Origin of the sequence: Pseudomonas pisciculturae (assembly GCF_015461805.1) — a bacterium.
Lineage (GTDB): Bacteria > Pseudomonadota > Gammaproteobacteria > Pseudomonadales > Pseudomonadaceae > Aquipseudomonas > Aquipseudomonas pisciculturae.
On record NZ_JACVZE010000005.1, the window covers coordinates 295,783 to 322,700 of the forward strand.

The 26,918-nt window shown below is 61.3% G+C and carries 26 protein-coding genes; 13 read left to right on the forward strand and 13 right to left on the reverse strand.

Features of this window, described 5'->3' with window-relative positions:
- Positions 1–11: 11 nt before the first annotated feature.
- The 4 genes from ICY20_RS15875 to ltnD form a co-directional block, all read right to left on the reverse strand.
- A complete protein-coding gene (locus tag ICY20_RS15875; RefSeq protein WP_194937941.1) occupies positions 12–1,472 on the reverse strand; it encodes a GntT/GntP/DsdX family permease in 1,461 nt (486 codons plus the stop codon).
- Positions 1,473–1,563: 91 nt separating this feature from the next.
- Positions 1,564–2,208, reverse strand: a complete 645-nt coding sequence (gene otnC, locus ICY20_RS15880; RefSeq protein ID WP_159963249.1) for a 3-oxo-tetronate 4-phosphate decarboxylase — start codon at positions 2,206–2,208, stop codon at positions 1,564–1,566.
- Entirely contained in the window at positions 2,205–3,497 is a 1,293-nt protein-coding gene (gene otnK, locus ICY20_RS15885) for a 3-oxo-tetronate kinase (RefSeq protein ID WP_159963250.1), read from the reverse strand. Before otnK ends, otnC begins: the two co-directional genes overlap by 4 nt.
- Positions 3,498–3,507: 10 nt before the next feature.
- On the reverse strand, positions 3,508–4,413 hold the full coding sequence (gene ltnD, locus ICY20_RS15890; RefSeq protein ID WP_159963251.1) for an L-threonate dehydrogenase: 906 nt from the start codon (positions 4,411–4,413) through the stop codon (positions 3,508–3,510).
- A 229-nt stretch (positions 4,414–4,642) separates the two neighbouring features.
- Here ltnD and ICY20_RS15895 point away from each other — a divergent pair, with 229 nt between their 5' ends.
- The 6 genes from ICY20_RS15895 to ICY20_RS15920 all read left to right on the forward strand — a co-directional run bounded on the left by ICY20_RS15895 (position 4,643) and on the right by ICY20_RS15920 (position 9,519).
- Positions 4,643–5,233, forward strand: a complete 591-nt coding sequence (locus tag ICY20_RS15895) for an amino acid synthesis family protein (protein WP_159963252.1) — start codon at positions 4,643–4,645, stop codon at positions 5,231–5,233.
- A gap of 43 nt (positions 5,234–5,276) precedes the next feature.
- A complete protein-coding gene (locus ICY20_RS15900; RefSeq protein ID WP_159963253.1) occupies positions 5,277–6,110 on the forward strand; it encodes an alpha/beta fold hydrolase in 834 nt (277 codons plus the stop codon).
- Positions 6,107–7,588, forward strand: a complete 1,482-nt coding sequence (locus ICY20_RS15905) for an aldehyde dehydrogenase (protein WP_194937942.1) — start codon at positions 6,107–6,109, stop codon at positions 7,586–7,588. Before ICY20_RS15900 ends, ICY20_RS15905 begins: the two co-directional genes overlap by 4 nt.
- A gap of 12 nt (positions 7,589–7,600) precedes the next feature.
- Positions 7,601–8,086 (forward strand): flavin reductase family protein, encoded by a 486-nt coding sequence (locus ICY20_RS15910; protein ID WP_194937943.1) that lies wholly within the window; start codon positions 7,601–7,603, stop codon positions 8,084–8,086.
- A gap of 114 nt (positions 8,087–8,200) precedes the next feature.
- Positions 8,201–8,953, forward strand: a complete 753-nt coding sequence (locus ICY20_RS15915) for a GntR family transcriptional regulator (protein WP_159963256.1) — start codon at positions 8,201–8,203, stop codon at positions 8,951–8,953.
- A 2-nt stretch (positions 8,954–8,955) separates the two neighbouring features.
- A complete protein-coding gene (locus ICY20_RS15920) occupies positions 8,956–9,519 on the forward strand; it encodes an NUDIX hydrolase (protein ID WP_194937944.1) in 564 nt (187 codons plus the stop codon).
- Positions 9,520–10,531: 1,012 nt separating this feature from the next.
- Here ICY20_RS15920 and ICY20_RS15925 read toward each other — a convergent pair.
- Positions 10,532–10,822, reverse strand: a complete 291-nt coding sequence (locus ICY20_RS15925; protein WP_194937945.1) for a DUF1330 domain-containing protein — start codon at positions 10,820–10,822, stop codon at positions 10,532–10,534.
- Between the two features lie 70 nt (positions 10,823–10,892).
- On the opposite strand from ICY20_RS15925, the gene ribBA reads away from it, so the two are divergent.
- The 5 genes from ribBA to ICY20_RS15950 all read left to right on the forward strand — a co-directional run bounded on the left by ribBA (position 10,893) and on the right by ICY20_RS15950 (position 16,144).
- Positions 10,893–12,002: a bifunctional 3,4-dihydroxy-2-butanone-4-phosphate synthase/GTP cyclohydrolase II gene (gene ribBA / locus ICY20_RS15930; RefSeq protein WP_194937946.1), complete on the forward strand. Its 1,110-nt coding sequence runs from the start codon at positions 10,893–10,895 to the stop codon at positions 12,000–12,002.
- 226 nt (positions 12,003–12,228) lie between these two features.
- On the forward strand, positions 12,229–13,254 hold the full coding sequence (locus ICY20_RS15935) for an ABC transporter substrate-binding protein (protein WP_194937947.1): 1,026 nt from the start codon (positions 12,229–12,231) through the stop codon (positions 13,252–13,254).
- Positions 13,251–14,156 carry an ABC transporter permease gene (locus ICY20_RS15940; protein ID WP_194937948.1) on the forward strand — a complete coding sequence of 302 codons (906 nt, stop codon included), beginning with the start codon at positions 13,251–13,253 and terminating at the stop codon, positions 14,154–14,156. Before ICY20_RS15935 ends, ICY20_RS15940 begins: the two co-directional genes overlap by 4 nt.
- A 6-nt stretch (positions 14,157–14,162) precedes the next feature.
- The gene (locus ICY20_RS15945; RefSeq protein WP_159963261.1) at positions 14,163–14,972 is read left to right on the forward strand and encodes an ABC transporter permease; all 810 of its coding nucleotides are present in this window, start codon (positions 14,163–14,165) and stop codon (positions 14,970–14,972) included.
- A 17-nt stretch (positions 14,973–14,989) separates the two neighbouring features.
- Positions 14,990–16,144, forward strand: a complete 1,155-nt coding sequence (locus ICY20_RS15950; protein WP_159963262.1) for an ABC transporter ATP-binding protein — start codon at positions 14,990–14,992, stop codon at positions 16,142–16,144.
- Between the two features lie 143 nt (positions 16,145–16,287).
- Here ICY20_RS15950 and ICY20_RS15955 read toward each other — a convergent pair whose 3' ends face one another.
- From ICY20_RS15955 to glnT, 5 genes are all read right to left on the reverse strand, one after another.
- Positions 16,288–17,598, reverse strand: a complete 1,311-nt coding sequence (locus ICY20_RS15955; RefSeq protein ID WP_194937949.1) for an ammonium transporter — start codon at positions 17,596–17,598, stop codon at positions 16,288–16,290.
- A 195-nt stretch (positions 17,599–17,793) separates the two neighbouring features.
- Positions 17,794–19,116 carry an FMN-binding glutamate synthase family protein gene (locus ICY20_RS15960; protein ID WP_159962544.1) on the reverse strand — a complete coding sequence of 441 codons (1,323 nt, stop codon included), beginning with the start codon at positions 19,114–19,116 and terminating at the stop codon, positions 17,794–17,796.
- 16 nt (positions 19,117–19,132) lie between these two features.
- Complete coding sequence (locus ICY20_RS15965) at positions 19,133–19,807, reverse strand: GltB/FmdC/FwdC-like GXGXG domain-containing protein (protein WP_194937950.1); 675 nt, start codon at positions 19,805–19,807, stop codon at positions 19,133–19,135.
- Between the two features lie 11 nt (positions 19,808–19,818).
- Positions 19,819–20,724 carry a class II glutamine amidotransferase gene (locus ICY20_RS15970; protein ID WP_194937951.1) on the reverse strand — a complete coding sequence of 302 codons (906 nt, stop codon included), beginning with the start codon at positions 20,722–20,724 and terminating at the stop codon, positions 19,819–19,821.
- Positions 20,725–20,746: 22 nt separating this feature from the next.
- Positions 20,747–22,081 (reverse strand): type III glutamate--ammonia ligase, encoded by a 1,335-nt coding sequence (gene glnT / locus ICY20_RS15975; protein WP_159962546.1) that lies wholly within the window; start codon positions 22,079–22,081, stop codon positions 20,747–20,749.
- Between the two features lie 267 nt (positions 22,082–22,348).
- Here glnT and ICY20_RS15980 point away from each other — a divergent pair, with 267 nt between their 5' ends.
- Positions 22,349–22,945 carry a helix-turn-helix domain-containing protein gene (locus ICY20_RS15980; protein WP_194937952.1) on the forward strand — a complete coding sequence of 199 codons (597 nt, stop codon included), beginning with the start codon at positions 22,349–22,351 and terminating at the stop codon, positions 22,943–22,945.
- 4 nt (positions 22,946–22,949) lie between these two features.
- Here ICY20_RS15980 and ICY20_RS15985 read toward each other — a convergent pair whose 3' ends face one another.
- The 3 genes from ICY20_RS15985 to ICY20_RS15995 all read right to left on the reverse strand — a co-directional run bounded on the left by ICY20_RS15985 (position 22,950) and on the right by ICY20_RS15995 (position 25,877).
- Positions 22,950–23,312 carry a hypothetical protein gene (locus ICY20_RS15985; protein WP_194937953.1) on the reverse strand — a complete coding sequence of 121 codons (363 nt, stop codon included), beginning with the start codon at positions 23,310–23,312 and terminating at the stop codon, positions 22,950–22,952.
- 2 nt (positions 23,313–23,314) lie between these two features.
- Positions 23,315–24,310 (reverse strand): hypothetical protein, encoded by a 996-nt coding sequence (locus tag ICY20_RS15990; RefSeq protein ID WP_194937954.1) that lies wholly within the window; start codon positions 24,308–24,310, stop codon positions 23,315–23,317.
- A gap of 160 nt (positions 24,311–24,470) precedes the next feature.
- Positions 24,471–25,877: a purine-cytosine permease family protein gene (locus tag ICY20_RS15995; RefSeq protein ID WP_194937955.1), complete on the reverse strand. Its 1,407-nt coding sequence runs from the start codon at positions 25,875–25,877 to the stop codon at positions 24,471–24,473.
- Between the two features lie 323 nt (positions 25,878–26,200).
- On the opposite strand from ICY20_RS15995, the gene ICY20_RS16000 reads away from it, so the two are divergent.
- Complete coding sequence (locus ICY20_RS16000) at positions 26,201–26,686, forward strand: flavin reductase family protein (RefSeq protein ID WP_159962549.1); 486 nt, start codon at positions 26,201–26,203, stop codon at positions 26,684–26,686.
- Positions 26,687–26,918 lie beyond the last annotated feature (232 nt).

Sequence of the window (26,918 nt, forward strand, 5' to 3'; positions counted from 1 at the left end):
ACTCCCAGGAGTCAGACAAAAGGCCAGATCAGCAAGGTAATCAAGAAACCCAAGGTGCCGAGCAAGGTGGTGATCACGGTCCAGGTGCGCAGGCCGTCCGCCACATTCAGCCCGGCGAGTTTGGTGAAGATCCAGTAGCCGGCATCGTTGATATGGGACATCGCCAAGCCGCCACCACCCATGGCCAGGCACAACAGCGCCAGGTGGTTGGGGGTGAGGTTCAGCGTAACGATCAACGGGCTGATGATCCCCGCGGTGGTCACCAGCGCCACGGTGGTGGAACCCTGCACCGCACGCAGCAGCATGGTCAACAGAAAGCCCAGGGCCAACACCGGCAGGCCGGTGGTGCGCAGCATGTCGGAGACTACCGCGCCGATGCCGGTATCCACCAGCACCTTGCCGAACACCCCGCCGGCGCCGGCAATCAGGATCACCATGGCCACGCCCGGCAAGGCCGAGCCAATCACATCCGAGACCTGGCTGCGGCTCCAGCCACGGCGTGAGCCCAGCAGCCAGGCGCACAGCAAGGTGTCGATCAGCAACGCCACCAGCGGCGCGCCGAGTACCGTCATCACCCCACGCAAGGTGGATTCCACCGGCAACAGCGAAGTGGCCAAGGTGCCCAGCAGGATCAACACAATCGGCAGCAGGATCAGGCTGACAATCAAGCCAAAACCCGGCGCAGGGGCTGGCGGCAACTTGGACGCGATGGCGCTGGTGGATTCTTCCAGGCCCATGTGGGATTCGGCCACGGCGGCCTGCTGCACCGCGTGGTCATTGCCGTTGGTCCAGGCCTGCAAGTCTGCATTGGTGACGTGCGGCCCATAGACTTCGGCGCGGATATCGTCGGTCATCGGATAGAAGCGACGGGTCATGCGCCCCGCGACGCGGTAGCCGATGTAGCACAGCAATGCGGTGATCGGCAGGCCGAACATCAGCACCCGGCCCAGGTCCGCACCCAGTTGGCTGGCAGCGGCCACGGCCCCCGGATGGGGCGGCAAAAAGGCATGCACGGTGAGCAGCGCGGCACACATCGGCAACGCGAACACCAGCAGCGGCTTGCGCGCCCGGCGGGCCACGCCATAGGCCAGCGGCATCAGGATGATCACGCCGACTTCAAAGAACACCGGCACCCCAATGATGAACCCGGCGATGGTCAGCGCCAGTGGCGTGCGGCTGTTGCCGAAGCGCTCGATAAGCGTCTTCGCCAACGCCTCGGCACCGCCGGACAACTCGATGATCCGCCCGATCATCGCGCCCAAGGCAATGATGATCGCGATATGGCCCAAGGTCTTGCCCATGCCGCCTTCGATGGTTGCCACCAGGTCAGCGGGTTTCACCCCGGCCACCAGCGCCACCACGATACTCACCAGCATCAGCGCGACAAACGGCTGGAATTTGTACTTGAGAACCAGGAACAGCAGCAGCGCGATACCGGCGCCGGCAGTCAACATCAAAATCAGTGGGCTCATTCGAGAATGTCCTGTTGTTATTGTTTTTCAAGCAAGCCGGGGCCGTCGAACGCCTGGGCAGGTGTTCGGGGCAACGCGTGCGATGTGGGTATTACCAGTGCGCGCCGAACGTCTCGCGCAGCTCATCCAGTGCAGCCTGGTCCATCGGCGCAGGCCTGGGGTTGCTCATCAACCACAGCCGTGCGGTTTCTTCCAACTCTTCAAGGGCGTAGCTGGCCTTGGCCACCGAACTTTCCCAAACCACCGGCCCCAGGCGCTCAAGCATCACGCCGCGCACGCTGTTGGCCAGTTGCGCGACCTGCTCGGCGACCTTCGGCGAACCGGGGCGCTGGTAGCCGATCAAGGGGATGTGCCCGACCTTCATCACCTGGTACGGCGTGAGCGGCGGCAAGATATCGTCCGCACGCCACACCCCGGCCAGGGTCAGCGCCACCAGATGGGTGGAATGGGTGTGCACCACGCCGCCCACCGTAGGGTTGCGGTCATACACCTGGCGATGCAGGGCCAGGGTCTTGGACGGTTTGTCGCCAGAGACCCACTCCCCTTTGAGGTTGACCTTGGCGATCGCCTCGGGCGTCAGGCGCCCCAGGCACACGTCCGTCGGCGTAATCAGCCAACCATCATCGAGGCGCGCACTGATATTGCCGGCGCTGCCGACGGTATAGCCGCGCTGATACAGGCTGCGGCCAACGTCGCAGATTTCTTCGCGCTGGGCCTGTTCGTCGATGCCGCTCATTGGGCACCTCCGGCCAGTTGCACGAGGGCTTTGGCGAAGAAATCACGGCCACCGAAGTTGCCCGATTTAAGCGCCAACGCCAGGGGCTCGGCAGAGCTGCTGACCGTGGCCGGTACGCCCGGATCGATCTGCGCGCCGATCTGCAACAGGTTGACGCCCAACGCCTTGACCACCGCGCCAGAGGTTTCGCCGCCGGCAATCACAAAGCGCCGTACGCCGCTGTCGCGCAGGCCCCGGGCAATCTCGCCCAATGCATCTTCCACCAACGCACCGGCACGCTCGACGCCCAGTTGCTGCTGCACCGCCTTGACCTCGTCCGGGGTGCTGGTGGCGTAGATCAACACGGTTTGCGCGCTGTCGCGGGCAAAGGCCAGGGCCTGTTCTACCACCGGCTCACCGGCCGCCACGGCCAGCGGGTCGATGCGCAGCGCCGGGCGCCCGGCTTCACGCCAGGCCGCAACCTGGCCGAGGGTAGCCACCGACGCACTGCCGGCCAACACCACTTCACCACCACCGACCACCGGCAACGACGCCACATCGAAGTCACGCAACTTGCCAGCGCGACGGAAGTTATCCGGCAAACCCAGGGCCAGGCCTGAACCGCCGGTGAGCAACGGCAGGTCGGCGCAGGCGCTGCCGAGGGTGTAGAGGTCTTGATCCGACAGCGCGTCGGCGATGGCAATGCCCACGCCTTGGGCGCGCAGTTCGGCAATCTTGTTGCGGGTGGCTTCGACTCCGGCGGCAACGCTGTCGTAGCGCAGCAGGCCGACCGGCAGCTGGGTCTGGCTTTGCAGCACACGCACCAGGTTGGCGTCGCCCATCGGCGTCAGCGGGTGATGCTGCATGCCGGACTCGCTGAGCAACTGGTCTTGCACAAACAGGTGACCACGGAAAATCGTGCGGCCGTTTTCCGGGAACGCCGGGCACGCCAGGGTGAAATCGCTGCCCAGGGCCTTGAGCAACGCTTCGCTGACTTGGCCGATATTGCCGGCAGCAGTGGAATCAAAGGTGGAGCAATACTTGAAGAAGATCTGCTCACAGCCCTGCTCACGCAGCCAGGCCAGCGCGGCGAGGGACTCCTCGACGGCTTCAGCGGCCGGTGTGGTACGGGACTTGAGGGCGATGACAATGGCGTCCGCATCCAAACCGGCCGCGACTTCGCGACTGGGGATACCGATGCTCTGCACCGTGCGCATGCCGCCACGCACCAGCATGTTGGCAAGGTCGGTGGCGCCGGTGAAGTCGTCGGCGATGCAGCCCAGCAGTGGGCGCGCGTGGGTAGTGGTCATGACGCGTTCCTTAAACTGACTCGGGCTTGGCGGTCGGCAGGTCGATGCCAGGGAAAATCTTGATCACCGCCGAATCGTCCTCGCGACCGAAACCGGCACTGGAGGCCTGCATGAACATCTGGTGCGCGGTGGCCGACAGCGGCAGTGGAAATTTGCTGGCGCGGGCGGTATCGAGCACCAGGCCCAGGTCCTTGACGAAAATATCCACCGCCGACAGCGGCGTGTAATCGGCCTTGAGGATGTGCGGCACGCGGTTCTCGAACATCCAGGAATTGCCCGCACTGTGGGTGATCACCTCGTACAGGGCATCGGCGTCCACGCCTTCGCGCAGGCCCAGGGCCATGGCTTCGGCGGACGCAGCGATGTGCACACCGGCCAGCAATTGGTTGATGATTTTGACTTTGGAGCCCAGGCCGTGGGCGTCGCCCAGGCGATAGACCTTGCCCGCCATGCCCGCCAATACAGCTTCGGCCTTGGCATAAGCGGCTTGCGGGCCGGAGGTCATCATGGTCATTTCGCCGGCGGCGGCCTTGGCCGCGCCACCGGAGATCGGCCCGTCGATATACAGCAGGCCTTGGTCGGCCAGGCGCTGGCCCAACTCGACGGCGTAGGTGGGTGCCACGGTGGCGCAACCGATCACCAGGCTGGCAGGACGCAAGGCCGCGACGGCACCGTTTTCGCCGAATAGCACGGTTTCGGTCTGCTCGGCGTTGACCACCACGGTGATGATCACATCACAGGCTTGCGCCATCTGCGCAGGCGACGCGCACGCCACCCCGCCTTCGCTGGCGAACTGCTGGGTGACGGCGTCACGCACGTCACAGGCATGCACATTAAAGCCGGCACGCAGCAGCGAGCGGGCGATGCCCAGCCCCATCGCGCCCAGACCAACAACACCGACATTCTTATTATTCATGGGGTACTCCAGGGGAAAACGGCGGCACACACCACACCGGCGAGCCGCGTTGGAATTGGAGTCGATCATCCACCAATGAACAGATTATGTGAAGTATTTTTTCGATCTAACATTTTTTAACATCTAGTCTGTTAACCACAGCCGTCGAGCAACTCATCGCAATGCTTGTGCTTTACGTATTATGGTATACCATCATACGCAAACCACCCCACATCAGATGGAGCCGCTCATGAGTTTCGAAATTCGCAAAATCGTCAGCTATGTAGAAGAAACCTTTATCGAAGGCGGCAAAGCCTCCGACACCCCCGTGAAAATGGTCGGTCTGGCCGTGGTGCTGAAAAACCCATGGCTGGGCCGTGGTTTTGTCGAAGACCTGAAACCTGAAATCCGCGCCAACTGCTCCGACCTCGGCGCGCTGATGGTCGAGCGCCTGGTGGGCATCATTGGTGGTGCCGAAAACATCGAGGCCTACGGTAAAGCGGCCGTGGTCGGGGCTGATGGCGAGATCGAGCACGCCTCGGCAATCATCCACACCCTGCGTTTTGGCAACCACTACCGTGAAGCGGTCAAGGCCAAGAGCTACCTGAGCTTCACCAACAAGCGCGGCGGCCCGGGTACCTCGATCCAGATCCCGATGATGCACAAGGACGACGAAGGCCTGCGCTCGCACTACATCACCCTGGAAATGCAGATCGAAGACTCGCCGCGTGCCGACGAAATCGTCGTGGTGCTGGGTTGCGCCGACGGCGGCCGCCTGCACCCACGTATCGGCAACCGCTACATCGACCTGGAAGAACTGGCCGCCGAAAAGGCCCAGTAAGAACGGCTTGACCCCCAATAAAAAAGGCATGCAGGAGCGCTCCATGATTCGGCTCACCGCTGAACGCACCCCGGCTGGCACCAGTTATCTGGCGACCGGCCAAGGCCAGCCTGTGGTTTTGATCCACGGCGTGGGCCTGAATAAAGAAATGTGGGGCGGGCAAGTCGTTGGCCTGGCCACGAATTACCGCGTGATCACCTATGACATGCTCGGCCACGGCGCCAGCCCGCGCCCGGCCGCCGGCACGCCACTGTTGGGCTATGCCGACCAATTGCTGGAACTGCTCGATCACCTGGAACTGCCCCAGGCCACGGTGATCGGCTTTTCCATGGGCGGCCTGGTCGCCCGGGCGTTTGCCCTGCATTACCCCGAGCGCCTCAAAGGCTTGGTGGTACTTAACAGCGTGTTCAACCGCAGCCCCGAGCAGCGTGCCGGCGTGATCGCCCGCACCGCCCAGGCCGCCGAACACGGACCGGATGCCAACGCAGAAGCGGCGCTGTCGCGCTGGTTCAGCCGCGAATACCAGGCGGCCAACCCAGCGCAGATTGCGGCACTGCGCCAAACCCTGGCGGGCAATGATCCCCAGGGCTACCTCACCACCTATGAGCTGTTTGCGACCCAGGACATGTACCGCGCCGACGATCTCAAGAGCCTGCGCGCTCCCACTCTGGTCGCCACCGGCGAACTCGACCCCGGCTCAACCCCGGAAATGGCCCGGCAACTGGCCGATCGTATTCCCGGCGCCACCGTTGCAGTGCTGGCCGAACAACGGCATATGATGCCGGTAGAATCGCCGCGCCTGGTCAACCAGCTGCTGCTGGGCTTTCTTGACACGGTGTACGCCCAAAACACTCCAATAAAGGGGATCGTTGCATGACGCTTGAACGCTTCCAGATGTGCATCGGCGGTGAATGGGTCGATGCCCTGTCCGGCAAGACCTTCGACAGCCTCAACCCGGCCCTGGCCGAACCTTGGGCGCAACTGCCCGATGCCGACGAAGCCGACGTGGAGCGCGCCGTACAGGCTGCGCAAACCGCCTTCGACAGCCCGGCCTGGCGCGGCCTAACCGCCACGGCGCGGGGCAAATTGCTGCGTCGCCTGGGTGATTTGATCGCCGACAACAAAGAACACCTGGCCCAGCTGGAGAGCCGCGACAACGGCAAGCTGATCCGTGAAACCCGTGGCCAGGTCAGCTACCTGCCGGAGTTTTTCCACTACACCGCAGGCTTGGCCGACAAGCTCGAAGGCGGCACCCTGCCGCTGGACAAGCCCGACCTGTTTGCCTACACCGTGCACGAAGCCATGGGCGTGGTTGCCGCGATCATTCCGTGGAACAGCCCGCTGTACCTAACCGCGATCAAACTCGCTCCAGCCCTGGCAGCGGGCAATACCATCGTGATCAAACCGTCGGAGCACGCCTCGGCAACCATCCTCGAACTAGCACGCCTGGCCCTCGAAGCCGGCATTCCGCCTGGCGTGGTCAACGTGGTCACAGGCTACGGCCCCAGCACCGGCGCCGCCCTCACCCGCCACCCGCTGGTGCGCAAAATCGCCTTTACCGGTGGCGCCGCTACCGCACGCCATGTAGTGCGCAGCAGCGCGGAGAACTTCGCCAAACTGTCCCTGGAACTGGGCGGCAAGTCGCCGAACATCATCTTTGCCGATGCCGACCTCGACAGCGCCATCAACGGTGCGATTGCCGGTATCTATGCCGCGTCCGGGCAAAGTTGCGTGTCCGGTTCGCGCCTGCTGGTGCAGGATGAGATTTACGACGAATTCGTCGAACGCCTGGTAGCCCGCGCCCAGCGCATCCGCATCGGCAACCCCCAGGACGATGCCAGCGAAATGGGTCCCATGGCCACCGCGCAGCAGTTGGCTGTGGTCGAAGGCCTGGTGGCCGATGCCATCGCCGAAGGCGCACGCCTGCGCACCGGCGGCAAACGCCCGCAAAACCTGGGCGAAGGCTGGTTCTATGAGCCGACGTTGTTCGAGTGCGACCGCAACTCGATGAAGATCATGCAGGAAGAAGTGTTCGGCCCGGTGGCGTCAGTCATCCGGTTCAAGGACGAAGCCGAAGCCCTGGCCATCGCCAACGACTCGCAGTTTGGCCTCGCCGCCGGCATCTGGACCCGCGACCTCGGCCGCGCCCACCGCCTGGCCCGGGACGTGCGCTCAGGCATTATCTGGGTCAACACCTACCGCGCCGTGTCGGCGATGGCGCCGATTGGCGGCTTCAAAAACAGTGGCTATGGACGCGAAAGCGGCATCGATTCGGTACTGGCCTACACCGAGCTGAAAACGGTGTGGATCAACCTGTCCCAGGCGCCCATGCCTGACCCATTTGTGATGCGCTAAGAGGCCCCTGCCATGATCGAACCCGGCATTTACAAAGACGTGATGAGCTCGTTCCCGTCCGGCGTCACGGTGGTCACCACCCTCGACCCGGACGGCGGCATCGTCGGCATTACCGCCAGTGCGTTCAGCGCGCTGTCGATTGACCCGGCGCTGGTGCTGTTCTGCCCCAACTACGCCTCCGACACCTACCCGATCCTGCGCGACAGCAAGCGCTTTGCAATCCACCTGCTGTCCGCCGACCAGACCGCCGAAGCCTATGCCTTCGCCGGTAAGGGCAAGGAAAAGGCCAAAGGCATCGAGTGGCAGTTGAGCGAGCTGGGCAACCCCTTGCTGGCCAACGCGACGGCAATCATCGAGTGTGAACTGTGGCGTGAATACGACGGCGGTGATCACGCGATCATCGTCGGCGCGGTGAAGAACCTGATTCTGCCTGCGCAGCCGGTCACGCCGATGGTCTACCACAAGGGTAAGCTGGGTCCGTTGCCAGCCCTGGCTTAAGGCGTATTGGGGGCTGTGCGGGCTTGTCGCTTAAAGAACGCAGCGTGATAAACTCGCCGACACTTTCGGCCCATAGTCGGCCCCCAGTTAACCGTTACAGACAGAGCAGCCCCCATGAAACGCGCGCCCCTCGACGACAGCTTCAAGGTCAACCACAACCCGGTCACCCTGCGGGAAATCGTGCTGGAGAAACTGCGCAGCGCGATCATGAACTTTCAGCTGCTGCCGGGCGACCGCCTGGTGGAGCGCGACCTGTGCGACCGCCTTGGCGTCAGCCGCACTTCGGTACGCGAAGCCTTGCGTCACCTGGAGTCCGAAGGCCTGGTGGAATTCGCCGATGCCAAGGGCCCGCAGGTGGCAATCATCACCCTGGCCGATGCGGTCGATATCTATGAACTGCGTTGCGTGCTCGAAGGCTTGATCGTGCAGCTGTTCACCCTGCGCGCCAAGGCCAAGGACATCAAGGCCCTGGAAAAAGCCCTGGAAGACAACCGCAAGGCCCTCAAGGACGGCGAGTTGCAACAGGTGATCGACTCGGTGCAAGGCTTCTATGACGTGCTGCTGGAAGGTTCCGGCAACCACGTCGCCGCCACCCAGCTGCGTCAGTTGCAGGCGCGTATCAGCTACCTGCGCGCCACCTCGGTGTCCCAGGAAAACCGCCGCGACGCCAGCAACCAGGAAATGGAACGCATGGTCGAGGCGATCAAAAGCCGCGACCCGCTGGCCGCCCACCAGGCCTGTGTCGACCACGTACGCGCCGCTGCCGCCGTGGCCCTGGACTACCTCAAGCGCAAACAGGAAGAAACCGGCAAGCTGCCGGAAATCACCCTGCCCATCGCCCTCAAAGAACCACGCATAGGTCACTGACCGTGCCTAGCCCCAGTTTTTGCCCGACCTGCGGCGGCAGTGACTTAGGTCACCAGCTGCCACCGGGCGACACCCATGAGCGCCTGATGTGCCGGGGCTGCGGCTATATCCACTACATCAACCCCAAGATTATTGCCGGCTGCATCATTGAGCAGGACGGCAAGTACCTGTTGTGCCAACGGGCTATCCCACCGCGCCCCGGCACCTGGACGCTACCGGCCGGTTTTATGGAAGGTGGTGAGACCACCGAGCAGGCTGCACTGCGGGAGGTCTGGGAAGAGAGTGGCGTGCGGGCGGAGATCGTTTCGCCCTACTCTATTTTCAGCGTGCCCAGGATTAGCGAGGTGTACATCATCTTTCGCGCCATTGCGCTGGAGATCACTGGGCAGTTTGGGCCGGAGACGTTGGACTACAAGTTTTTCGCGCCTGAGGAGATTCCGTGGGAAAGCATCTACTACCCGGCGATCCGGCAGATTCTTGAGCGGTATATCGAGGAGCGGCAGGCTGGGGTGTATGGCATCTACATTGGCAATGATGACAGCGGTAAGATCCATTTCATCCGGTGATTTCCAGGCTCAATCGGATCCAAATGTGGGAGCGGGCTTGCTCGCGAAAGCGGTCTATCAGGCGACTGGTTTTTCTTGGATGTACATCGCTCTAATGTGGGAGCTGGCTTGCCTGCGATAGCTATGTGTTGGGCGCTAGAGGGTTTGGGTCGGAGTACATATCCGTTATCTGGGTAACGGCAGCCTATGGTTCCGCCCTTACGGCGGGTCACTTTGGAAAAGCCCCAAAGTAACCAAAGGGCTCTTGCCCCACCACTCGGTGTCTCGCCTAGGCTCGACATGCCCTCACTCCGGCTTGAATCCGTGGGCCGCCGCCACGCGCCATCCATGGCGCGGGGCGGCTAACCCGGCGTCCTGCCGGGTTACCCACGGATTCAAGCCTGCGTTCGGCCAGCGTGGTTTAACGGGGCGCTTAAGATCAAAAGCCAAATCAAAAGCCAGAGCCAGAGCCAGAGCCAGAGCCAGAGCCAGAGCCAGAGCCAGAGCCAGAGCCAGAGCCAGAGCCAGAGCCAGAGCCAGAGCCAGAGCCAGAGCCAGAGCCAGAGCAGATCACTTTCTACCTGATACATGGAGATCAAAATGTGGGAGGGGGCTTGCTCCCGATTGCGGTGTGTCAGCTACAAATTTGTTAGCTGAAACTCCCTCATAGGGAGCAAGCCCCCTCCCACATTTAAATGGTGATCGGCACACACTAACCGGTCGGCTCTAAGGCCGCCGCGCTCTTGCTTTTGATCTGGGATCGCCCCGTCAAACACGCTGGCCGAACGCAGGCTTTGGAGCGTGGGTAACCCGGCAGGACGCCGGGTTAGCCGCACTGGGCCATGGATGGCCCATTGCGGCGGCCCACGCTCCAAAGCCGGAGTGAGGGCATGCCGAGCCGAAGCGAGGCACCGAGTGTTGGGGCGAAGGCCTTTTGCTTACTTTTGGGCCTTTCCAAAAGTGAGTCGCTGTAAGAGCGAAACCATAAGCAGCCGTTACCTAACCAACGGATATACACCCAACAACCAAGCCCCTAAACAACCCCTTCCACAATGATGATCTGCGCCTGCGCCACGCCCTCACGATGCGCCTTCGCATCCTGGTACTCCTCAGACTCATAACACGCCACCGCCTGCTCATAGCTATCAAACTCGATCACCACATTACGCGCCCGCGCAGGCCCGCCCTCCATCGCCACACTGCGCCCGCCCCTGGCCAGGAACCGCCCGCCATACTTGGCAAACGCCGCCGGCGCGCGGCTGGTGTACTGGGTGTATTGCTCAGCATCCGCCACATCCACATGGGCAATCCAGTAAGCCTTCATTGGAGCATCCTCTTATTCAAATTTTGTGGTATACCATAATACATACAACCAACAAATCGAGCACCCTACTATGAGCTTCAACAGCATCGCAGAAATCATCGAAGACTACCGCCAGGGCAAGATGGTGCTGCTGGTGGACGACGAAGACCGTGAAAACGAAGGCGACCTGTTGTTGCCCGCTGCCTGCTGCACCGCCGAGACTATCAGCTTCATGGCCCGCGAAGCCCGTGGCCTGATCTGCCTGACCCTCACTGATGAACACTGCCAACGCCTAGGCCTGGAGCAGATGGTGCCGAGCAATGGCAGTGTGTTCAGCACCGCGTTTACCGTGTCCATCGAAGCCGCCACCGGGGTCACCACTGGCATTTCTGCCGCCGACCGCGCACGCACGGTCGAGGCTGCCGTCGCCCCCGATGCCGGCCCTGCCGATATCGTGCAACCCGGCCACATCTTCCCTCTGCGCGCCAAGGACGGCGGCGTGCTCACCCGCGCCGGCCACACCGAAGCCGGTTGTGACCTGGCACGCCTGGCCGGGCACACGCCAGCCTCGGTGATCGTCGAGGTGATGAACGACGACGGCACCATGGCCCGCCGCCCCGAACTGGAAGTGTTCGCACGCAAACACGGGATCAAGATCGGCACCATCGCCGACCTGATCCACTACCGCCTGAGCACCGAACGCACCGTGGTGCGTATCGGCGAACGCGACCTGCCGACGGTGCACGGCACCTTCCGCCTGATCACCTTTGAAGACCGCATCGACGGTGGTGTGCACATGGCCATGGTGATGGGCCAGTTGCGCCGCGATGAACCCGCCCTGGTGCGGGTGCATGTGATCGACCCATTGCGCGACCTGGTAGGCGCCGAATACAGCGGCCCGTCGAACTGGACGTTGTGGGCGGCACTGCAACGTGTCGCCGCCGAAGGCAGTGGCGTGGTGGTGGTGTTGGCCAACCACGAATCCTCCCAGGCACTACTTGAACGTGTGCCGCAACTGACCCAGACACCCCGCCAATTCAACCGCTCACAATCGCGCATCTATTCCGAGGTCGGCACCGGGGCGCAGATATTGCAAGACCTTGGCGTCGGCAAGTTGCGTCACCTCGGCCCGCCCCTCAAATACGCCGGGCTGACCGGCTACGACCTGGAAGTGGTCGAGAGCATTCCCTTCACCGAATGACGGATAACCGGTAAGGCAAAGTGCTTGCACAAAGTTTGGAATACCATAATATGATATTCCATAGATCGAACGCTCCAGCCAAGTGCGCCCGCCAGGGAAAGCACCTAATAACAGCCCTTGGCACGGTCGCCTTTGGGCCCTGATGAAAGGCCCCGTTTTACCTACTGCTCCCGATAGGCGGGCATTACCAAGCCCGCTCAATAACAAAACAAATGAGGGCGTGAACATGGTGTTGAACAAACGTACAACCGCGGTACTTTTCGCGGGTTTATTGGCCACGGCCAGCCACGCGGCGGTGGCAGCTGAAAGCGTCAATTTCGTCAGTTGGGGTGGCAGCACCCAAGACGCGCAAAAGCAGGCCTGGGCAGACCCGTTCAGCAAGGCCAGCGGCATCACAGTGGTACAGGACGGCCCCACCGACTACGGCAAACTCAAGGCCATGGTCGAGAGCGGTAACGTGCAGTGGGACGTGGTGGACGTAGAGGCTGACTTCGCCCTGCGCGCCGCCGCTGAAGGCTTGCTTGAGCCCCTCGATTTCTCGGTGATCCAGCGCGACAAGATCGACCCACGGTTCGTCACCGACCACGGCGTGGGCTCGTTCTTCTTCTCCTTCGTGCTCGGCTACAACGAAGGCAAGCTCGGCGCTGGCAAACCGCAAGACTGGAGCGCGCTGTTCGACACCAAGACCTACCCCGGCAAACGTGCCCTCTACAAATGGCCCAGCCCGGGCGTGCTCGAACTGGCCCTGTTGGCCGACGGCGTGGCCGCCGACAAGCTCTACCCCCTGGACCTGGACCGCGCCTTCAAAAAACTCGACACCATCAAGAAAGACATCGTTTGGTGGGGCGGCGGGGCGCAGTCGCAGCAGTTGTTGGCCTCCGGTGAAGTCAGCATGGGCCAGTTCTGGAACGGTCGTATCCACGCGCTTCAAGAAGACGGCGCACCGGTGGGCGTGAGCTGGAAGCAGAACCTGGTGATGGCCGACATCCTCGTGGTGCCTAAAGGCAGCAAGAACAAAGCCGCCGCGATGAAGTTCCTGGCCAACGCCAGCAGCGCCAAGGGCCAGGCCGATTTCTCCAACCTGACCGCTTATGCCCCGGTGAACATCGACAGCGTGGCGCGCCTGGATTCCGTCCTGGCGCCGAATCTGCCGACGGCGTATGCCAAGGACCAGATCACCCTTGATTTCGCCTACTGGGCCAAGAACGGTCCGGCCATTGCGACACGGTGGAATGAATGGCTAGTCAAATGAAAATGACGGCAACCACACCCGCCGGGAGCGCCCTGGGCGCTTCTGGCGCGGTACCCGGCAAAGCCCTGATGCAACGCTGGAAAGGCTCCAGCAACCTGATCCCTGCCCTGCTGTTTCTGGGCCTGTTCTTTCTGGCGCCGCTGATCGGCCTGCTACTGCGCGGGGTGCTGGAGCCGGTGCCGGGGCTGGGCAACTACGAGCAGCTGTTCGCCAATTCGGCCTATGCGCGGGTATTGCTCAATACCTTTTCCGTCGCGGGTTTGGTGACCCTGTTCAGCCTGTTGCTGGGCTTTCCGCTGGCCTGGGCGATTACCCTGGTGCCGCGCGGCTGGGGCCGCTGGATGCTGAGTATCGTGCTGTTGTCGATGTGGACCAGCCTGCTGGCCCGCACCTACTCCTGGCTGGTGCTGCTGCAAGCCTCGGGGGTGATCAACAAGGCGCTGATGGCCATGGGCATCATCGACCAGCCCCTGGAGATGGTGCACAACCTCACCGGCGTGGTGATCGGCATGAGCTACATCATGATCCCGTTTATCGTGCTGCCGTTGCAGGCGACTATGCAGGCCATCGACCCGATGATCCTGCAGGCCGGCTCCATTTGCGGCGCGAGCCCCTGGACCAACTTCTTCCGGGTGTTCTTGCCACTGTGCCGGCCGGGGCTGTTTTCTGGTGGCTTGATGGTGTTTGTGATGTCCCTCGGCTACTACGTCACCCCGGCGCTACTGGGCGGGGCGCAGAACATGATGCTGCCCGAGTTCATCATCCAGCAGGTGCAATCGTTCCTCAATTGGGGCCTGGCCAGTGCCGGTGCCGCGTTGCTGATCTTCATCACGCTGGTGCTGTTCTACTTCTACCTGAAGCTTCAGCCGGAATCCCCGGTTGGCGCCAGCAACGCGAGGTAAGCCGTCATGCTCCTGACCCCCAATGCCATGAGCCGCAGGATGCGCTTGGGCCTCTACACCACGACGGGCTTGATCGGGCTGTTTTTGCTGTTGCCCATCGTGTTTATCGTGTTGCTGTCGTTTGGCTCGTCCCAGTGGCTGGTGTTCCCACCACCGGGCTGGACGCTGAAATGGTACGGCCAGTTCTTCTCCAACCCCGACTGGATGAACGCCGCCGTGGCCAGCCTCAAAGTGGCGGTGCTGACCACAGTGTTCGCCGTAGCGCTTGGTTTACCGACTGCGTTTGCCCTGGTGCGCGGGCGCTTCCCCGGCCGCGAGTTGCTCTACGGCCTGTTCACCCTGCCGATGATCGTGCCGCTGGTGATCATTGCCGTCGCGGTCTACGCGCTGTTTCTCAAGCTGGGCTACACCGGCACGATGTTCGCCTTTGTGGTCAGCCATGTGATCGTCGCCCTGCCGTTCACCATCATCTCCATCATCAATTCGCTCAAGCTGTTTGATCAGTCGATTGAGGATGCGGCGGTGATCTGCGGTGCGTCGCGTTTGCAGGCGGTGTTCAAGGTGACGTTCCCGGCGATTCGCCCTGGAATGGTGGCAGGTGCACTGTTCGCCTTTCTGGTCTCGTGGGACGAAGTGGTGCTTAGCGTAATGATGGCCAGCCCCACCCTGCAAACCCTTCCCGTGAAAATGTGGACCACCCTGCGCCAAGACCTCACGCCTGTGATCGCCGTCGCCTCGACGTTGCTGATCGGCCTGTCGGTGCTGGTCATGGTGATTGCCGCCGTCGTTCGTCGACGCTCCGAAACCCGCGCTTAAGCGCTGAGGATCAAGACATGAGTGCAGTGATCAAAGACCCCGCACAGAGCCCTGGCCAACCCCTGGTCAGCCTGCGCAACCTGAACAAGCACTATGGCGAATTTGCCGCCGTGGACAATATTTCGCTGGATATTCAAGACGGCGAGTTCCTCACCTTCCTCGGCTCCAGCGGCTCGGGCAAAAGCACCACGTTGTCGATGCTTGCCGGGTTCGAAACGCCGAGCAGCGGCGAGATCCTGGTGAGCGGCCAATCCCTGGTCAATGTGCCGCCGCACAAGCGCGATATTGGCATGGTGTTCCAGCGTTACTCGCTGTTCCCGCATTTGTCGGTACGCGACAACATCGCCTTCCCGCTGGCGATCCGCAAACTGGCCAGCGCCGAACGCGAGAAACGCGTCGACGCCATGCTCAAGCTGGTGCAGTTGGACCAATTTGCCCATCGCCGCCCTTCCCAACTCTCCGGCGGCCAGCAACAGCGAGTGGCTATCGCCCGGGCGCTGGTGTACGAACCGCGCATCCTGCTGATGGACGAACCCCTCGGCGCCCTCGACAAGAAACTGCGTGAAGACCTGCAGGATGAGCTGCGCCAACTGCATCGGCGCCTGGGCATCACCATTGTCTACGTGACCCACGACCAGGAAGAAGCCATGCGCCTGTCCCAGCGCATCGCGATTTTCAGCCACGGCAAGATTGTGGGCTTGGGCAGTGGTTTTGATTTGTACCAAAACCCGCCGAATGCGTTTGTAGCGTCGTTTTTGGGTAACTCAAACTTTCTCAAGCTCAAGGCGCAGGGCAATGGGGCGGCTTCGTTTGAAGGCCAGGGGTTATCGATTCGGCTGACGACCGGGTTACGTGCTGAGCAGGATGTGTTGTTGATGGTGCGGCCGGAGAAGGCGTTGGCGCTGAGCGTGCAGCAAGCCGCTGAGCAACCGTTGGCGGCGGGCTGGAATGAGGTGCCGGCAATTGTCGGTGAGGTGTTGTTCTTGGGCGAGAGCCAGACCTGCACCGTGAAGACCCTGGGCGGCACCTCGATGACGGTCAAGGCGCTATCTGCGGCAGGTATGCCACTCAAGGCAGGTGACCCGGTGCGCGTGCGCTGGGCGACGGCGGATGCGTGTGTGTATACCGAGTGGGCTGAAAGCGATTTGAACAAGGCGGCTGGGGCCCACTGACCTGAAGCCATGCAGAGGGTAAATGTGGGAGGGGGCTTGCTCCCGATTGCAGTGGGTCAGCTATAAATAAGCTGACTGACCCACCGCTATCGGGAGCAAGCCCCCTCCCACATTTAAAAGCCTGCATTCATTCAGGAGGAGGCTCAGTGGTTATAGGCCCGCTCGTTATGCTCGGCCATGTCCAACCCCATCTCTTCAACCGACTCATGGGCACGCAAACCGATCAACGCATTCACTACCTTAAGGATGATCCAACTCACCACAAAGCAATACACCGTGGTCAACAGCACGCCCTTGATCTGCGCCAGCACTTGGGCGCCCATGGTCACGCCTTCCACCAGCCCGCCCATGGACGGCACACAAAACACGCCGGTCAGCACTGCGCCGATCATGCCGCCAATGCCGTGCAAGCCAAATACATCGAGGCTGTCGTCGTAACCGAAGCGACGCTTCAATACGATCACGCTCAGGTAGCAGAACACCCCGCACAGCAAGCCAATGGCCAATGCACCGCCAACGCCCACATAGGCGCACGCCGGGGTAATCCCCACCAGACCGGCCAACGCGCCGCTGGCCAAGCCCAATGCACTCGGCTTGCCGACCTTGAACCACTCAGTGAACATCCAGCCCAAAATCCCCGCGCAGGCGCCTAGTTGGGTGTTGAGCATGACGATGCCCGAAGTGCCGTTAAGCCCGCCGCCGGAACCAATATTGAAGCCAAACCAACCCACCCACAGCATCGCCGCGCCGACCATGGTCAGGCTCAGGTTATGCGCGGGCATCGGCGTATTCTGGTAGCCCTTGCGCTTGCCCAGGATCAGGCACGCCGCCAGCGCCGCCACACCGGCGTTGATATGCACGGCAGTGCCGCCGGCAAAATCCAGTACGCCCCAGTTGTGCATCAGCGCGCCTGAACCGCCCCAGACCATATGCGCCACTGGCGCGTAGACCAGGGTGAACCAGATGGCCATGAACAGCAGCGCCGCCGAGAACTTCATGCGTTCGGCAAAGGCGCCGGCGATCAGGGCTGGGGTGATGATGGCGAAGGTCATCTGGAAGGTCACGAATACGCCTTCCGGAATATCCCCCACCAGGCTGTCGGGGGTCATGCCCGCGAGGAACGCACGGCTTAGCCCGCCGACAAAGCTGTTGAAGGTCACCTGCCCTTCCACCATGCCGGTGCTGTCGACCACCATGCTGTAGCCGTAGATCACCCACAGCACGCCGACTAAGCCTGCGATACCAAAGCACTGAGTGAACAACGACAGCATATTTTTTGCCCGGACCAGGCCGCCATAAAACAGCGCAAGGCCTGGCAGGCACATGAACAGCACCAGCACGGCCGCCATGACCATCCATGCGGTACTGCCGGTGTTCAAGGTGGGGGCATCGGCGGCCTGGGCCAACGGCACGAATGCACTGGCCGCCACTACAGCAAGAAGACGATTGACCATGTTCAAAGCTCCTGCAAAAGAAATGGGAGGTGTCTGGCAGCGAGCAATGGTTAATTGAGGCGACCTCTTAGCGGGTCCGTCGTCTGTGGCGAGGGAGCTTGCTCCCGTTCGACAGCGAAGCTGGAGCCGGCTCTTTTGGGGGCGCTTCGCACCCCAGCGGGAGCAAGCTCCCTCGCCACAGGGTTTACGCCAGGGTTAGTAACCGGAGCCGGGAATCCAGCTGGTGCCCGCCAATGGCACCCGTGCCATGGCGGCCGACTCCACCGTCAACGCCACCAAATCCTCCGGATCAAGGTTGTGCAGGTGCGACTTGCCACACGCACGGGCCATGGTCTGGGCTTCCAGCACCATCACCCGCAGGTAGTTGGCCAGGCGGCGACCGCCTTCTACCGGGTCGAGGCGCTTGGACAGTTCCGGGTCCTGGGTGGTGATGCCCGCCGGGTCGCGGCCGTTTTGCCAGTCGTCGTAGTAACCGGCAGCGGAGCCAATTTTCTTTAGCTCTTCATCCAACCGAGGGTGGTTGTCACCCAGGGCGATCAGCGCGGCGGTGCCAATGGCTACCGCATCCGCGCCCATCGCCATGGCCTTGGCCACGTCTGCGCCGTTACGGATGCCGCCGGAAACGATCAACTGCACCTTGCGGTGCATGCCCATCTCCTGCAACGCCTGCACCGCCTGCGGGATGGCCGACAGGATCGGGATGCCCACGTGTTCGATAAACACTTCCTGGGTCGCCGCCGTGCCGCCTTGCATGCCGTCGAGCACGATCACATCGGCACCTGCCTTCACCGCCAGTTTCACGTCGTAATACGGGCGGCTGGCGCCGATTTTCACGTAGATCGGCTTTTCCCAATCGGTGATCTCGCGCAGCTCGGCAATCTTGATCGCCAGGTCGTCCGGGCCGGTCCAGTCCGGGTGGCGGCAGGCGCTGCGCTGGTCCACGCCAATGGGCAAGGTGCGCATGCCGGCCACGCGTTCGGTGACCTTCATGCCCAGTAGCATGCCGCCACCGCCGGGCTTGGCGCCCTGGCCGAGCACGATTTCGATAGCATCGGCCTTGCGCAGGTCATCGGGGTTCATGCCGTAGCGCGACGGCAGGTATTGATAAACAAGATGTTGGGACTGGCCGCGTTCTTCCGGGGTCATGCCGCCGTCACCGGTGGTGGTGCTGGTGCCGGCGATGGTCGCGCCACGCCCCAGCGCTTCCTTGGCATTGGCCGACAGCGCGCCGAAGCTCATGCCGGCGATGGTCACCGGGATCTTCAGGTGGATTGGCTTCTTGGCGAAACGGTTGCCGAGGATCACATCGGTGCCGCACTTCTCGCGATAGCCTTCCAGCGGGTAGCGCGACACGCTGGCGCCCAGCAGCAGCAGGTCATCGAAATGTGGCAGCTTGCGCTTGGTGCCGCCGCCGCGAATGTCGTAGATGCCGGTTTCGGCGGCACGCTGGATTTCCTGGATGGTCAGGCGGTCGAAAGTGGCCGACTCGCGCAGTACCGGAGGGGTTTGTTCACTCATGGTTGAAGCTCCTGAATCAGTACGCGGAGGCGTTATCGACTTTGAAGTTGTAGAGCTGGCGGGCCGAGCCGTAGCGCTTGAAGTCCGCCGCCTGATGGGCAAAACCGGCCTGGTCCAGCAGGGCTTGCAGCTCTTGCAGGTGCTCGCTGCGCATCTCTTTTTCGATGCAGTCCGAGCCCAGGGACTCCACCGTGCCTTTGACGTAGATGTGGGTTTCGTACAGCGAATCCCCCAGCGCATCACCGGCATCGCCGCACACCACCAGGCGACCGGCCTGGCCCATAAAGCAGCTCATATGGCCGATGCTGCCGCCGACCACGATGTCGATGCCCTTCATGGAGATACCGCATCGCGCGCCCGCGTCGCCTTCAATCACCAGCAAGCCGCCATGGGCCGTGGCGCCGGCCGCCTGGGAGGCGCTGCCCTTCACACGTACCGAACCGGACATCATGTTCTCGGCGCAGCCCACGCCCACGTTGCCATGCACGGTGATCGACGCCTGTTGGTTCATGCCCGCGCAGTAATAACCGGCGTGGCCCTCGATATCGATGGACACCGGTTGGTTCACGCCCACGGCCAGGTTGTGCTTGCCGTTGGAATGGGTGACGCGCCATTCGCTGTCGATGGCCTGGCCGTGCAGCGCCTGGTTGAGGTCACGCACGGTGGCGGTGGAAAGATCGATGGTTTTCATGTGTGCGTTCCTTAAGCTGACGGGCGTTCCCAGATGTACAACGTGGCCGGTGCCGGCTCCCAGATGCGGGCGTTCTCGATACCCGGCAGGCTCGACAGCGCCTGATATTCGGAGGCCATGGCCACGTAGTCGTCGGTTTCGGCGAGGATCGACGGTTTGCAGGCGATGGGGTCGCGAATCACCGCAAAGCCATTGCGGGTGCCGATGGCAAAGGTAAAGAAGCCGTCGAGGTCTTCCAGGGCATGGTCCAGGGCTTCCTTGAGGGAGTCGCCCCGTTGCAGGCGCCAGGTGAGGTAGCCGGCGGCGACTTCGGTGTCGTTGTCGGTCTCGAAATGGATGCCTTCGCGCTTGAGTTCCTGGCGCAGGCGGAAGTGGTTCGAGAGCGAGCCGTTGTGCACCAGGCACAGGTCGGCGCCAGTGGAAAACGGATGGCTGCCTTCCATGGTTACCGCGCTTTCGGTGGCCATGCGGGTGTGGCCGATGATGTGGCTACCCTTCATGCCTGCCAGGCCGAAGCGCTGGGAGATCTCTTGCGGCAGGCCCATGCCCTTGAGGATTTCGATGCTTAGCCCGGCGCTCATGATGCGCACGCTCGGTGCCAATTCAGCCAGGGCCTGGCGTACCGAGGCTTCGTCAGTGTGAATCTTCAATACAGCGGCGCTGGCGTTCTGGAACCAGTCCAGCGAACAGCCCAGGCGCCCTTCCAGCTCGCCCATCAGGGCCTGCCAGTCAAAAACTTCGATGGTGGCTTGCAGGGTCAGCTTGACCCAGCCATTGGCGACTTCATCGCCGTAGATGGCAAAGCCCGCGCTGTCCGGGCCACGGTCGGTCATGGCTTGGAGCATCGGTTCAAACAGTTGGCCGAGTTGGGCTTCCAACTGCGGGTTTTTCAGGTACAGGCCTACGATTCCACACATAACAAGTCTCCGTCACACGGTGTCAGAAAAATTCGGTGTAGCGCTGGATTTCCCAGTCGCTCACATGGCGGCTGTATTCCACCCATTCCATGCGTTTGAGCTTGATGAACTCCCCCACGATCTGCGGGCCCAGCACCTCGGCGAACAGCGGGTCGGCTTCCAGCGCGTCGCAGGCTTCCTTGAGGGATTGGGGCAGCGTCTTGATGCCGCGCGCGGCGATCTGCTCAAGGCTCAGGCTGTAGAGGTTTTCGTTGCAGACGTGGTCGATTTCCAACTGGCGGTCGATGCCGTCCAGCCCGGCGGCGATGATCGCCGCGCTGACCAGGTAGGGGTTGCAGCCGGCGTCCGGCAGGCGGAATTCCAGGCGGCCATAGGGCACCCGCACCATGGCCGAGCGGTTGTTGGCCCCGAAGGCGATAAACGCCGGGGCCCAGGTGGCGCCAGACAGCGAGTTGCCCACCACAAGACGCTTGTAGGAGTTGACCGTGGGCGCGGCGAAGGCACACAACGCAGGGCCATGGGCGAGCAAACCGGCGGCGAACTGATAGGCCAGTTTGGACAGGCCCATGCCGCTGGGATCGCTGGCGTCATGGAACAGGTTTTTGTTTTCGGCACTGCTGATGGACAGGTGAAAGTGCATGCCGTTGCCGGCGCGTTTCGGGTCCGGCTTGGGCATGAACGAGCAGATCATGCCCAGGTCATTGGCGATCTCGCCGGCCGCCATGCGAAAGAACGTAAAGCGGTCGGCCGAGGTGAGCGCGTCGCTGTAGGTGTAGTTGATCTCGAACTGGCCGTTGGCGTCTTCGTGGTCGATTTGGTAGACCTCGAAATCCACCGCTTGCAGGGCTTCGGTCAGGCGCTCCAGGAACACCCGCGAGCGGGACAGGCCTTTGTAGTCGTAGCACGGTTTGTCGAGGTTATCGCTGGCGTCCACCAGTTGCAGCTTGCCCTGCTCGTCGCGGCGCATCAGGTTGAATTCGGGTTCCAGGCCGGTGTTCAGCGTCCAGCCCTTGTCTTGCAGGCGCTGCACCTGTTGTTGCAGTACGTAGCGGCTGTCATAGGGATGGGGCTTGCCATCGACGTGCCCCACGCACACCACCCGCCCGTAACCTGGCTGCCAGGGCACCGGGGTCAACGTGGAAAGATCGCCCCTGGCCATGAAATCCGGCCCATGGGGCTCCATGCCCATGCCGCTGATGGCAAACCCGGCAAACCCCGCGCCCTCTTCGGCCACCGTCTTCAGCCCGCAGATGGGCACCGACTTGGTCTTGGCGGCGCCGTGTATATCCACAAACTGCGCAAGCACGTATTTGATCCCGTGCTTGTCGATGATGCGCTGGGTTTCTGCTGGCAACATTGCTCGTCACTCCTGGCGAAAAGGCTGGATGGGCCACACCGTCTTTTTATTCTTAAAAAGAAAGTTAGTTTCTTTACAGGAATGCAATAGCCTTGCCAGATTCACCCTGGAATTACGCCGGAGAGCGCAATTGTGGGTTATATATGGGAATATTCTTTTCCCCTTGGGAATACACTCCCCCAGGGATGGCCGCCAAGAGCCATGGCTTGCACTTTCCCAGTGCGAAACTAATATTACCGAGCAGAAACCGTGCAGGATCCGACGCCCATGCCCACCGAAACCGCCCCCCGCCTCAAGCTTGAGCAATACCTGGGCTTGCAGATCAAGCGCCAGCGCCAGGCCCAAGACCTCAAGTTGTCCGATGTGGCGAAAATCGCCGACATCAGCCAGGGCATGCTGAGCAAGATCGAAAACGCCCAGGTCTCCACCAGCCTCGATACCTTGAGCCGTTTGTGTGATGTGCTGGGGTTGCCGCTCTCAAAGCTGTTCGGTGAGTACGATCAGCAGGATGGCAGCGCTTTATTGGTCAAGGCCGACCAAGGCATGGAGGTGGTGCGCCGGGGGACCGAGAAGGGGCATACCTATCATTTGCTCAACCATACGCGCGGGCCGAAGAAGAGTTTCGAGGCGTATATGGTGAGCATGGATGATGCGAGCGAGGAGTTCCCCACGTTCTCCCATCCGGGTACGGAATTTTTGCACTTGCTGGAGGGGGAGCTGATTTATCGGCATGGCAACCAGCTGTATCGGATGGAGGCTGGGGATAGCCTGACGTTTGAGGGTGAGGTGCCTCACGGGCCGGAACAGTTGGTGCGGGTGCCGATTCGGTTGTTGTCGATTATGAATTATGGGGAGAAGGAGTGACTGGCTACCAGTTGTACCAAACAACCCAAATGACGGTTGCGACCGCCCAAACATGACAGATGCGATATGGCCACACTGCCCAGCGCTTCAACGCCAGAGGTACGGATGCCAGTTCGGCCTCGGTCACAATGCCAGCTTTCACAAAGCGCTTTGAGTCGGAGAGGAAATCCACCATCAGGCCCATGCGATGAGACCTATCGATACGCTGATTTCTTTTCCAAAAACGCTTATGCCTGCGAACCCTTTCGTTTTCGCTGAAGTAACTTTCCAATTCGTCTAGTTTTGTATATTGGGCAAACAGGATCAGCCCCAAGAGAACGAACATCCCAGTCATATGCACAATGCTGTAGAAGAGAAAAAATGACATCGTTAAGCCCCTTCTGATTGAAATAAAAACACACCATCAACCTCTACGACTTTCCCCCCCAAAAAAGCACCCTCATCTCCAAAAAATGAACCGCCCGCATACCCTCCCGCAGCGCCGCCGATAATTCCACAGGCCAACTCAGCGCGCCCCTTGGTAGTAATGCCCAGAACGATCCGACAAAAACCTCGCCCAACCTTCGCACCGTACTCGCCCACGATAGCCGCCCCCGCCACACTCCCCACCAACCGCCCCGTCTCCACATACTTCGCACTCCGACACTGCGCCTCCCGCCCCGTCACACACGCCTCCTTGATCTCCAACCCCGCCGCCCCCACGTCCATCGCCAACCCCACATACGTGCCCTTGCCCAACCACTTCGAGACCTTCGCAACCGCCCCTACCCGCTCGGCATACCCGGCAATTTCACCTTTATGCAGATAGCTGTTGGTGGAAATCCCCAGCACCTTTTTCAACGACTGATTACCCCGCAGCCCCGTGCCGAACCGCGCGGCGCCGCGTAGCTGTGTGTCCAGCACCTCAAGCAGCATTTGGCGCTGGCGAATAAACGTCTCGCGATTTATCTCACCCACCTTCAAGCGCCGATGCAGCTGTTCGATCTCCTCCAGGGTTTGCACGATTTCATCCAGGTGCCGCGCCCAGGCCGACGTCGCGCTACCCACACCCAGCGAGCCATAGGTCAGCAGGCTTTGCAGCAAGTCATAGTCATTGAGCACTGCTGTGCCCTTGGCTGAATCCTGTTCCAAGTCGCGCCGCACTTGCTCGGCGCGGCGCATCAACCAGGCCTCCTCCCAGGAACATTCCACACTGTAGGCGTCGGGGATAACCACCAATTGCCCAGGCGTTACCAGCCCATGGCGCAGGTGGTGGTTAAGCACGTCGTAATGGTCAGAACGCTGACGACTCAAGCTGCCGCCCATCAGGCGGGATTTCAAGCTGCTGTAGTCGATGGTTTCAGGGTTGATATAGCTCTGCGCCATGCCCTACATCCGAGATGCAATGGAGATGGCGTCGAAATATAAGCATGCGGACGCACGTCGGGAGGGCCGAACAAAAATAGGGAAGTTGCCTACCAGGCAGAGGAAAACCGACTACAGAAAAATGCCCGGCAAAGGCCGGGCATTTGAGTTAAAGCGCTGATCAGTCGGTGTAACCCAGCTTCAACGCTCGGATTTTCTGGGTTTTCTGGCGCGTCGCCAGGCAGTAATACAGCGGGCAGGTCACCACCAACCCCACCAGCCACGACAGGTCGGCGCCTTCCACCAGGTTGGCCCAAGGCCCCACGTACAACGACGTGTTGGCAAACGGCAGTTGCACAAAGATCCCAATGAAGTACGCAACGATGGCATGCAGGTTGAAGCGCCCGTAGATGCCGCCATCGGCACGGAAGATCGAGGCGATGTCGTAATGGCCGCGCTTGATGATGTAGAAGTCGATCAGGTTGATCGACGCCCACGGTACCAGCACGAGCAGCAGCGCGAGGATCAGGCCAATGAATTGCGAGATGAAGTCGGCCGACGCCCCCAATGCCACCACGCAGCAACCGGCCAGGATCACGCCCGACAGCACTACGCGCACCTTGATGCTGGGGGTCCAGTGGCTGGCGAAGGTCTGGATCGAGGTCACGATCGACAGCACCGCACCGTACAGATTCAGGGCGTTGTGGCTGATGATATTGAGCAGGAACAGCACCATCAGGATGGGTCCCAGCCAGCCGGTGGCCTGCTTGACCGCAACCATGGCTTCGGTGCCTTCGGGCGTGGCCAGTGCGGCGACCAGGCCAAAGGCGAAGGACAGAATGGTGCCGAGGGTGGCGCCCAGGTACGTGGCGATAAACGGCCGGGTGATGCCGATATCCGCCGGCAGGTAGCGCGAGTAGTCGCTGGTGTAGGGCGAAAAGCTGATCTGCCAGATCACCCCTAGAGACACGGTGGCCAGCCAGCCCGCCAGGTTGAAGCCGCCACGGCTGAGGAAGTCGGCCGGCAGGTCATGGGCAAAGATGTAGATAAAGCCCGCGAGCAACGCGCTGCCCATCACCCAGGTGCCGATGCGGTTCAAGGTATGGATAAAGCGGTAGCCGATCACCCCAATGGCGGTGGCGCTGAGGGCGCCGATCAGGATACTCGCCGGAACCGGCACCTCAGGCACGATACCGACGATGGACTTGCCCGCCAGCACGATATTGGAAATGAAAAAGCCGATGTAGATCAGCGCCGCGAAGAACACGATCAATAGCGCGCCATATCGCCCGAACTGCCCCCGGCTTTGCACCATCTGCGGGATACCCATGCGTGGGCCCTGGGCTGATGCAAGGGCAATCACGATACCGCCGAGCATGTGCCCAAGGGCAATTGCCAGCAGGCCCCACATCAGGTTGAGGTGGAACACCTGGGCCACCATGGCGCCAGTGACGATAGGCAGCGGCGCAATGTTGGTGCTGAACCACAAGGTGAACAGGTCGCGGGCCTTTCCATGGCGCTCTGCGAGAGGAACGTAATCGACCGTGTGATGCTCGATCAGGGGGTCTTGCCGTGACATCTGGGGCATGGAAATGAACTCGCGTTGGTCTGATCTTATAGTTGTTTGACGCCAAACCGGGGGAGCTCTGTGGCCGCCCCTCAGATGAACACCATATTATGGTATTCCAACATTTTCACAAGACTGATCCGTAGTCTTTGCACGTATCTGATCTGCAAGTGTGCCACATGGCGCACTGCCCATTCTCGCTAAAAGCCCCGTATTTATTGGTTATAAGACCAAAGGCTGACGCCTGTCGGTCGCTTGAAAAAGATCTTGCACAGAATGTATTACGGTATACCATCAGACCTACAAATTCATAAAAACCCGCTGTACCGCCAGAGGACCGCCCCATGATCGATGCCGCCATCTACAAACAAGTGATGGGTTCGTTTCCGTCCGGAGTCACCGTGATCACAACCCTGGATGACGATGGGCAAATCGTCGGGCTGACGGCCAGTGCGTTCAGCTCATTGTCCATGGACCCGGCGCTGGTGCTGTTCTGCCCCAACTACAGCTCCGATTCGTACCCGGTGTTGATCAAGAACAAGCGCTTTGCCATTCACGTGCTGTCCGGTGGGCAGCAGAACGAGGCCTATGCGTTTGCACGCAAGGGTAAGGACAAAGCGCAAGGCATCGAGTGGACGTTGAGTGAATTGGGCAACCCGATATTGGCCAATGCCACGGCGGTCATCGAGTGTGAGTTGTGGCGCGAGTATGAAGGCGGTGACCACGCGATCATGGTGGGGGCAGTGAAAAACCTGATCGTGCCTGCGCAGAATGCCGGGCCGTTGGTATATTGCAATGGGAAGATGGGGGCGTTGCCCGTCGTTGCCTAACCGCTATTTTGAAGGCTACACACATCAAAATGTGGGAGCGGGCTTGCTCGCGAATGCGGTGTTTCAGTCAATGTATTCGGTGACTGACACTCTGTATTCGCGAGCAAGCCCGCTCCCACATTTTTGATTGCATTCCAACGGGTTTACTCGATTGACTGTGGGAGCTGTCGAGCTTTAGCGAGGCTGCGAAGGCGGCGGCACTGGTGATAGAGATGCTGCACCTGGAACACCG

Excerpts from the sequence above, each read along its gene's own strand:
- otnK (WP_159963250.1), bottom strand. The coding sequence starts at position 3,497 with ATGACCACTACCCACGCGCGCCCACTGCTGGGCTGCATCGCCGACGAC.
- ICY20_RS15905 (WP_194937942.1), top strand. The coding sequence starts at position 6,107 with ATGACGCTTGAACGCTTCCAGATGTGCATCGGCGGTGAATGGGTCGAT.
- ICY20_RS15940 (WP_194937948.1), top strand. The coding sequence starts at position 13,251 with ATGAAAATGACGGCAACCACACCCGCCGGGAGCGCCCTGGGCGCTTCT.
- ICY20_RS15980 (WP_194937952.1), top strand. The coding sequence starts at position 22,349 with ATGCCCACCGAAACCGCCCCCCGCCTCAAGCTTGAGCAATACCTGGGC.
- ICY20_RS15915 (WP_159963256.1), top strand. The coding sequence starts at position 8,201 with ATGAAACGCGCGCCCCTCGACGACAGCTTCAAGGTCAACCACAACCCG.
- ICY20_RS15895 (WP_159963252.1), top strand. The coding sequence starts at position 4,643 with ATGAGTTTCGAAATTCGCAAAATCGTCAGCTATGTAGAAGAAACCTTT.
- ICY20_RS15970 (WP_194937951.1), bottom strand. The coding sequence starts at position 20,724 with ATGTGTGGAATCGTAGGCCTGTACCTGAAAAACCCGCAGTTGGAAGCC.
- ribBA (WP_194937946.1), top strand. The coding sequence starts at position 10,893 with ATGAGCTTCAACAGCATCGCAGAAATCATCGAAGACTACCGCCAGGGC.
- ICY20_RS15945 (WP_159963261.1), top strand. The coding sequence starts at position 14,163 with ATGCTCCTGACCCCCAATGCCATGAGCCGCAGGATGCGCTTGGGCCTC.
- ICY20_RS16000 (WP_159962549.1), top strand. The coding sequence starts at position 26,201 with ATGATCGATGCCGCCATCTACAAACAAGTGATGGGTTCGTTTCCGTCC.
- ICY20_RS15960 (WP_159962544.1), bottom strand. The coding sequence starts at position 19,116 with ATGAGTGAACAAACCCCTCCGGTACTGCGCGAGTCGGCCACTTTCGAC.
- otnC (WP_159963249.1), bottom strand. The coding sequence starts at position 2,208 with ATGAGCGGCATCGACGAACAGGCCCAGCGCGAAGAAATCTGCGACGTT.
- ICY20_RS15900 (WP_159963253.1), top strand. The coding sequence starts at position 5,277 with ATGATTCGGCTCACCGCTGAACGCACCCCGGCTGGCACCAGTTATCTG.
- ICY20_RS15985 (WP_194937953.1), bottom strand. The coding sequence starts at position 23,312 with ATGTCATTTTTTCTCTTCTACAGCATTGTGCATATGACTGGGATGTTC.
- ICY20_RS15965 (WP_194937950.1), bottom strand. The coding sequence starts at position 19,807 with ATGAAAACCATCGATCTTTCCACCGCCACCGTGCGTGACCTCAACCAG.
- ICY20_RS15950 (WP_159963262.1), top strand. The coding sequence starts at position 14,990 with ATGAGTGCAGTGATCAAAGACCCCGCACAGAGCCCTGGCCAACCCCTG.
- ICY20_RS15925 (WP_194937945.1), bottom strand. The coding sequence starts at position 10,822 with ATGAAGGCTTACTGGATTGCCCATGTGGATGTGGCGGATGCTGAGCAA.
- ICY20_RS15935 (WP_194937947.1), top strand. The coding sequence starts at position 12,229 with ATGGTGTTGAACAAACGTACAACCGCGGTACTTTTCGCGGGTTTATTG.
- ICY20_RS15955 (WP_194937949.1), bottom strand. The coding sequence starts at position 17,598 with ATGGTCAATCGTCTTCTTGCTGTAGTGGCGGCCAGTGCATTCGTGCCG.
- glnT (WP_159962546.1), bottom strand. The coding sequence starts at position 22,081 with ATGTTGCCAGCAGAAACCCAGCGCATCATCGACAAGCACGGGATCAAA.
- ICY20_RS15995 (WP_194937955.1), bottom strand. The coding sequence starts at position 25,877 with ATGCCCCAGATGTCACGGCAAGACCCCCTGATCGAGCATCACACGGTC.
- ltnD (WP_159963251.1), bottom strand. The coding sequence starts at position 4,413 with ATGAATAATAAGAATGTCGGTGTTGTTGGTCTGGGCGCGATGGGGCTG.
- ICY20_RS15875 (WP_194937941.1), bottom strand. The coding sequence starts at position 1,472 with ATGAGCCCACTGATTTTGATGTTGACTGCCGGCGCCGGTATCGCGCTG.
- ICY20_RS15990 (WP_194937954.1), bottom strand. The coding sequence starts at position 24,310 with ATGGCGCAGAGCTATATCAACCCTGAAACCATCGACTACAGCAGCTTG.
- ICY20_RS15910 (WP_194937943.1), top strand. The coding sequence starts at position 7,601 with ATGATCGAACCCGGCATTTACAAAGACGTGATGAGCTCGTTCCCGTCC.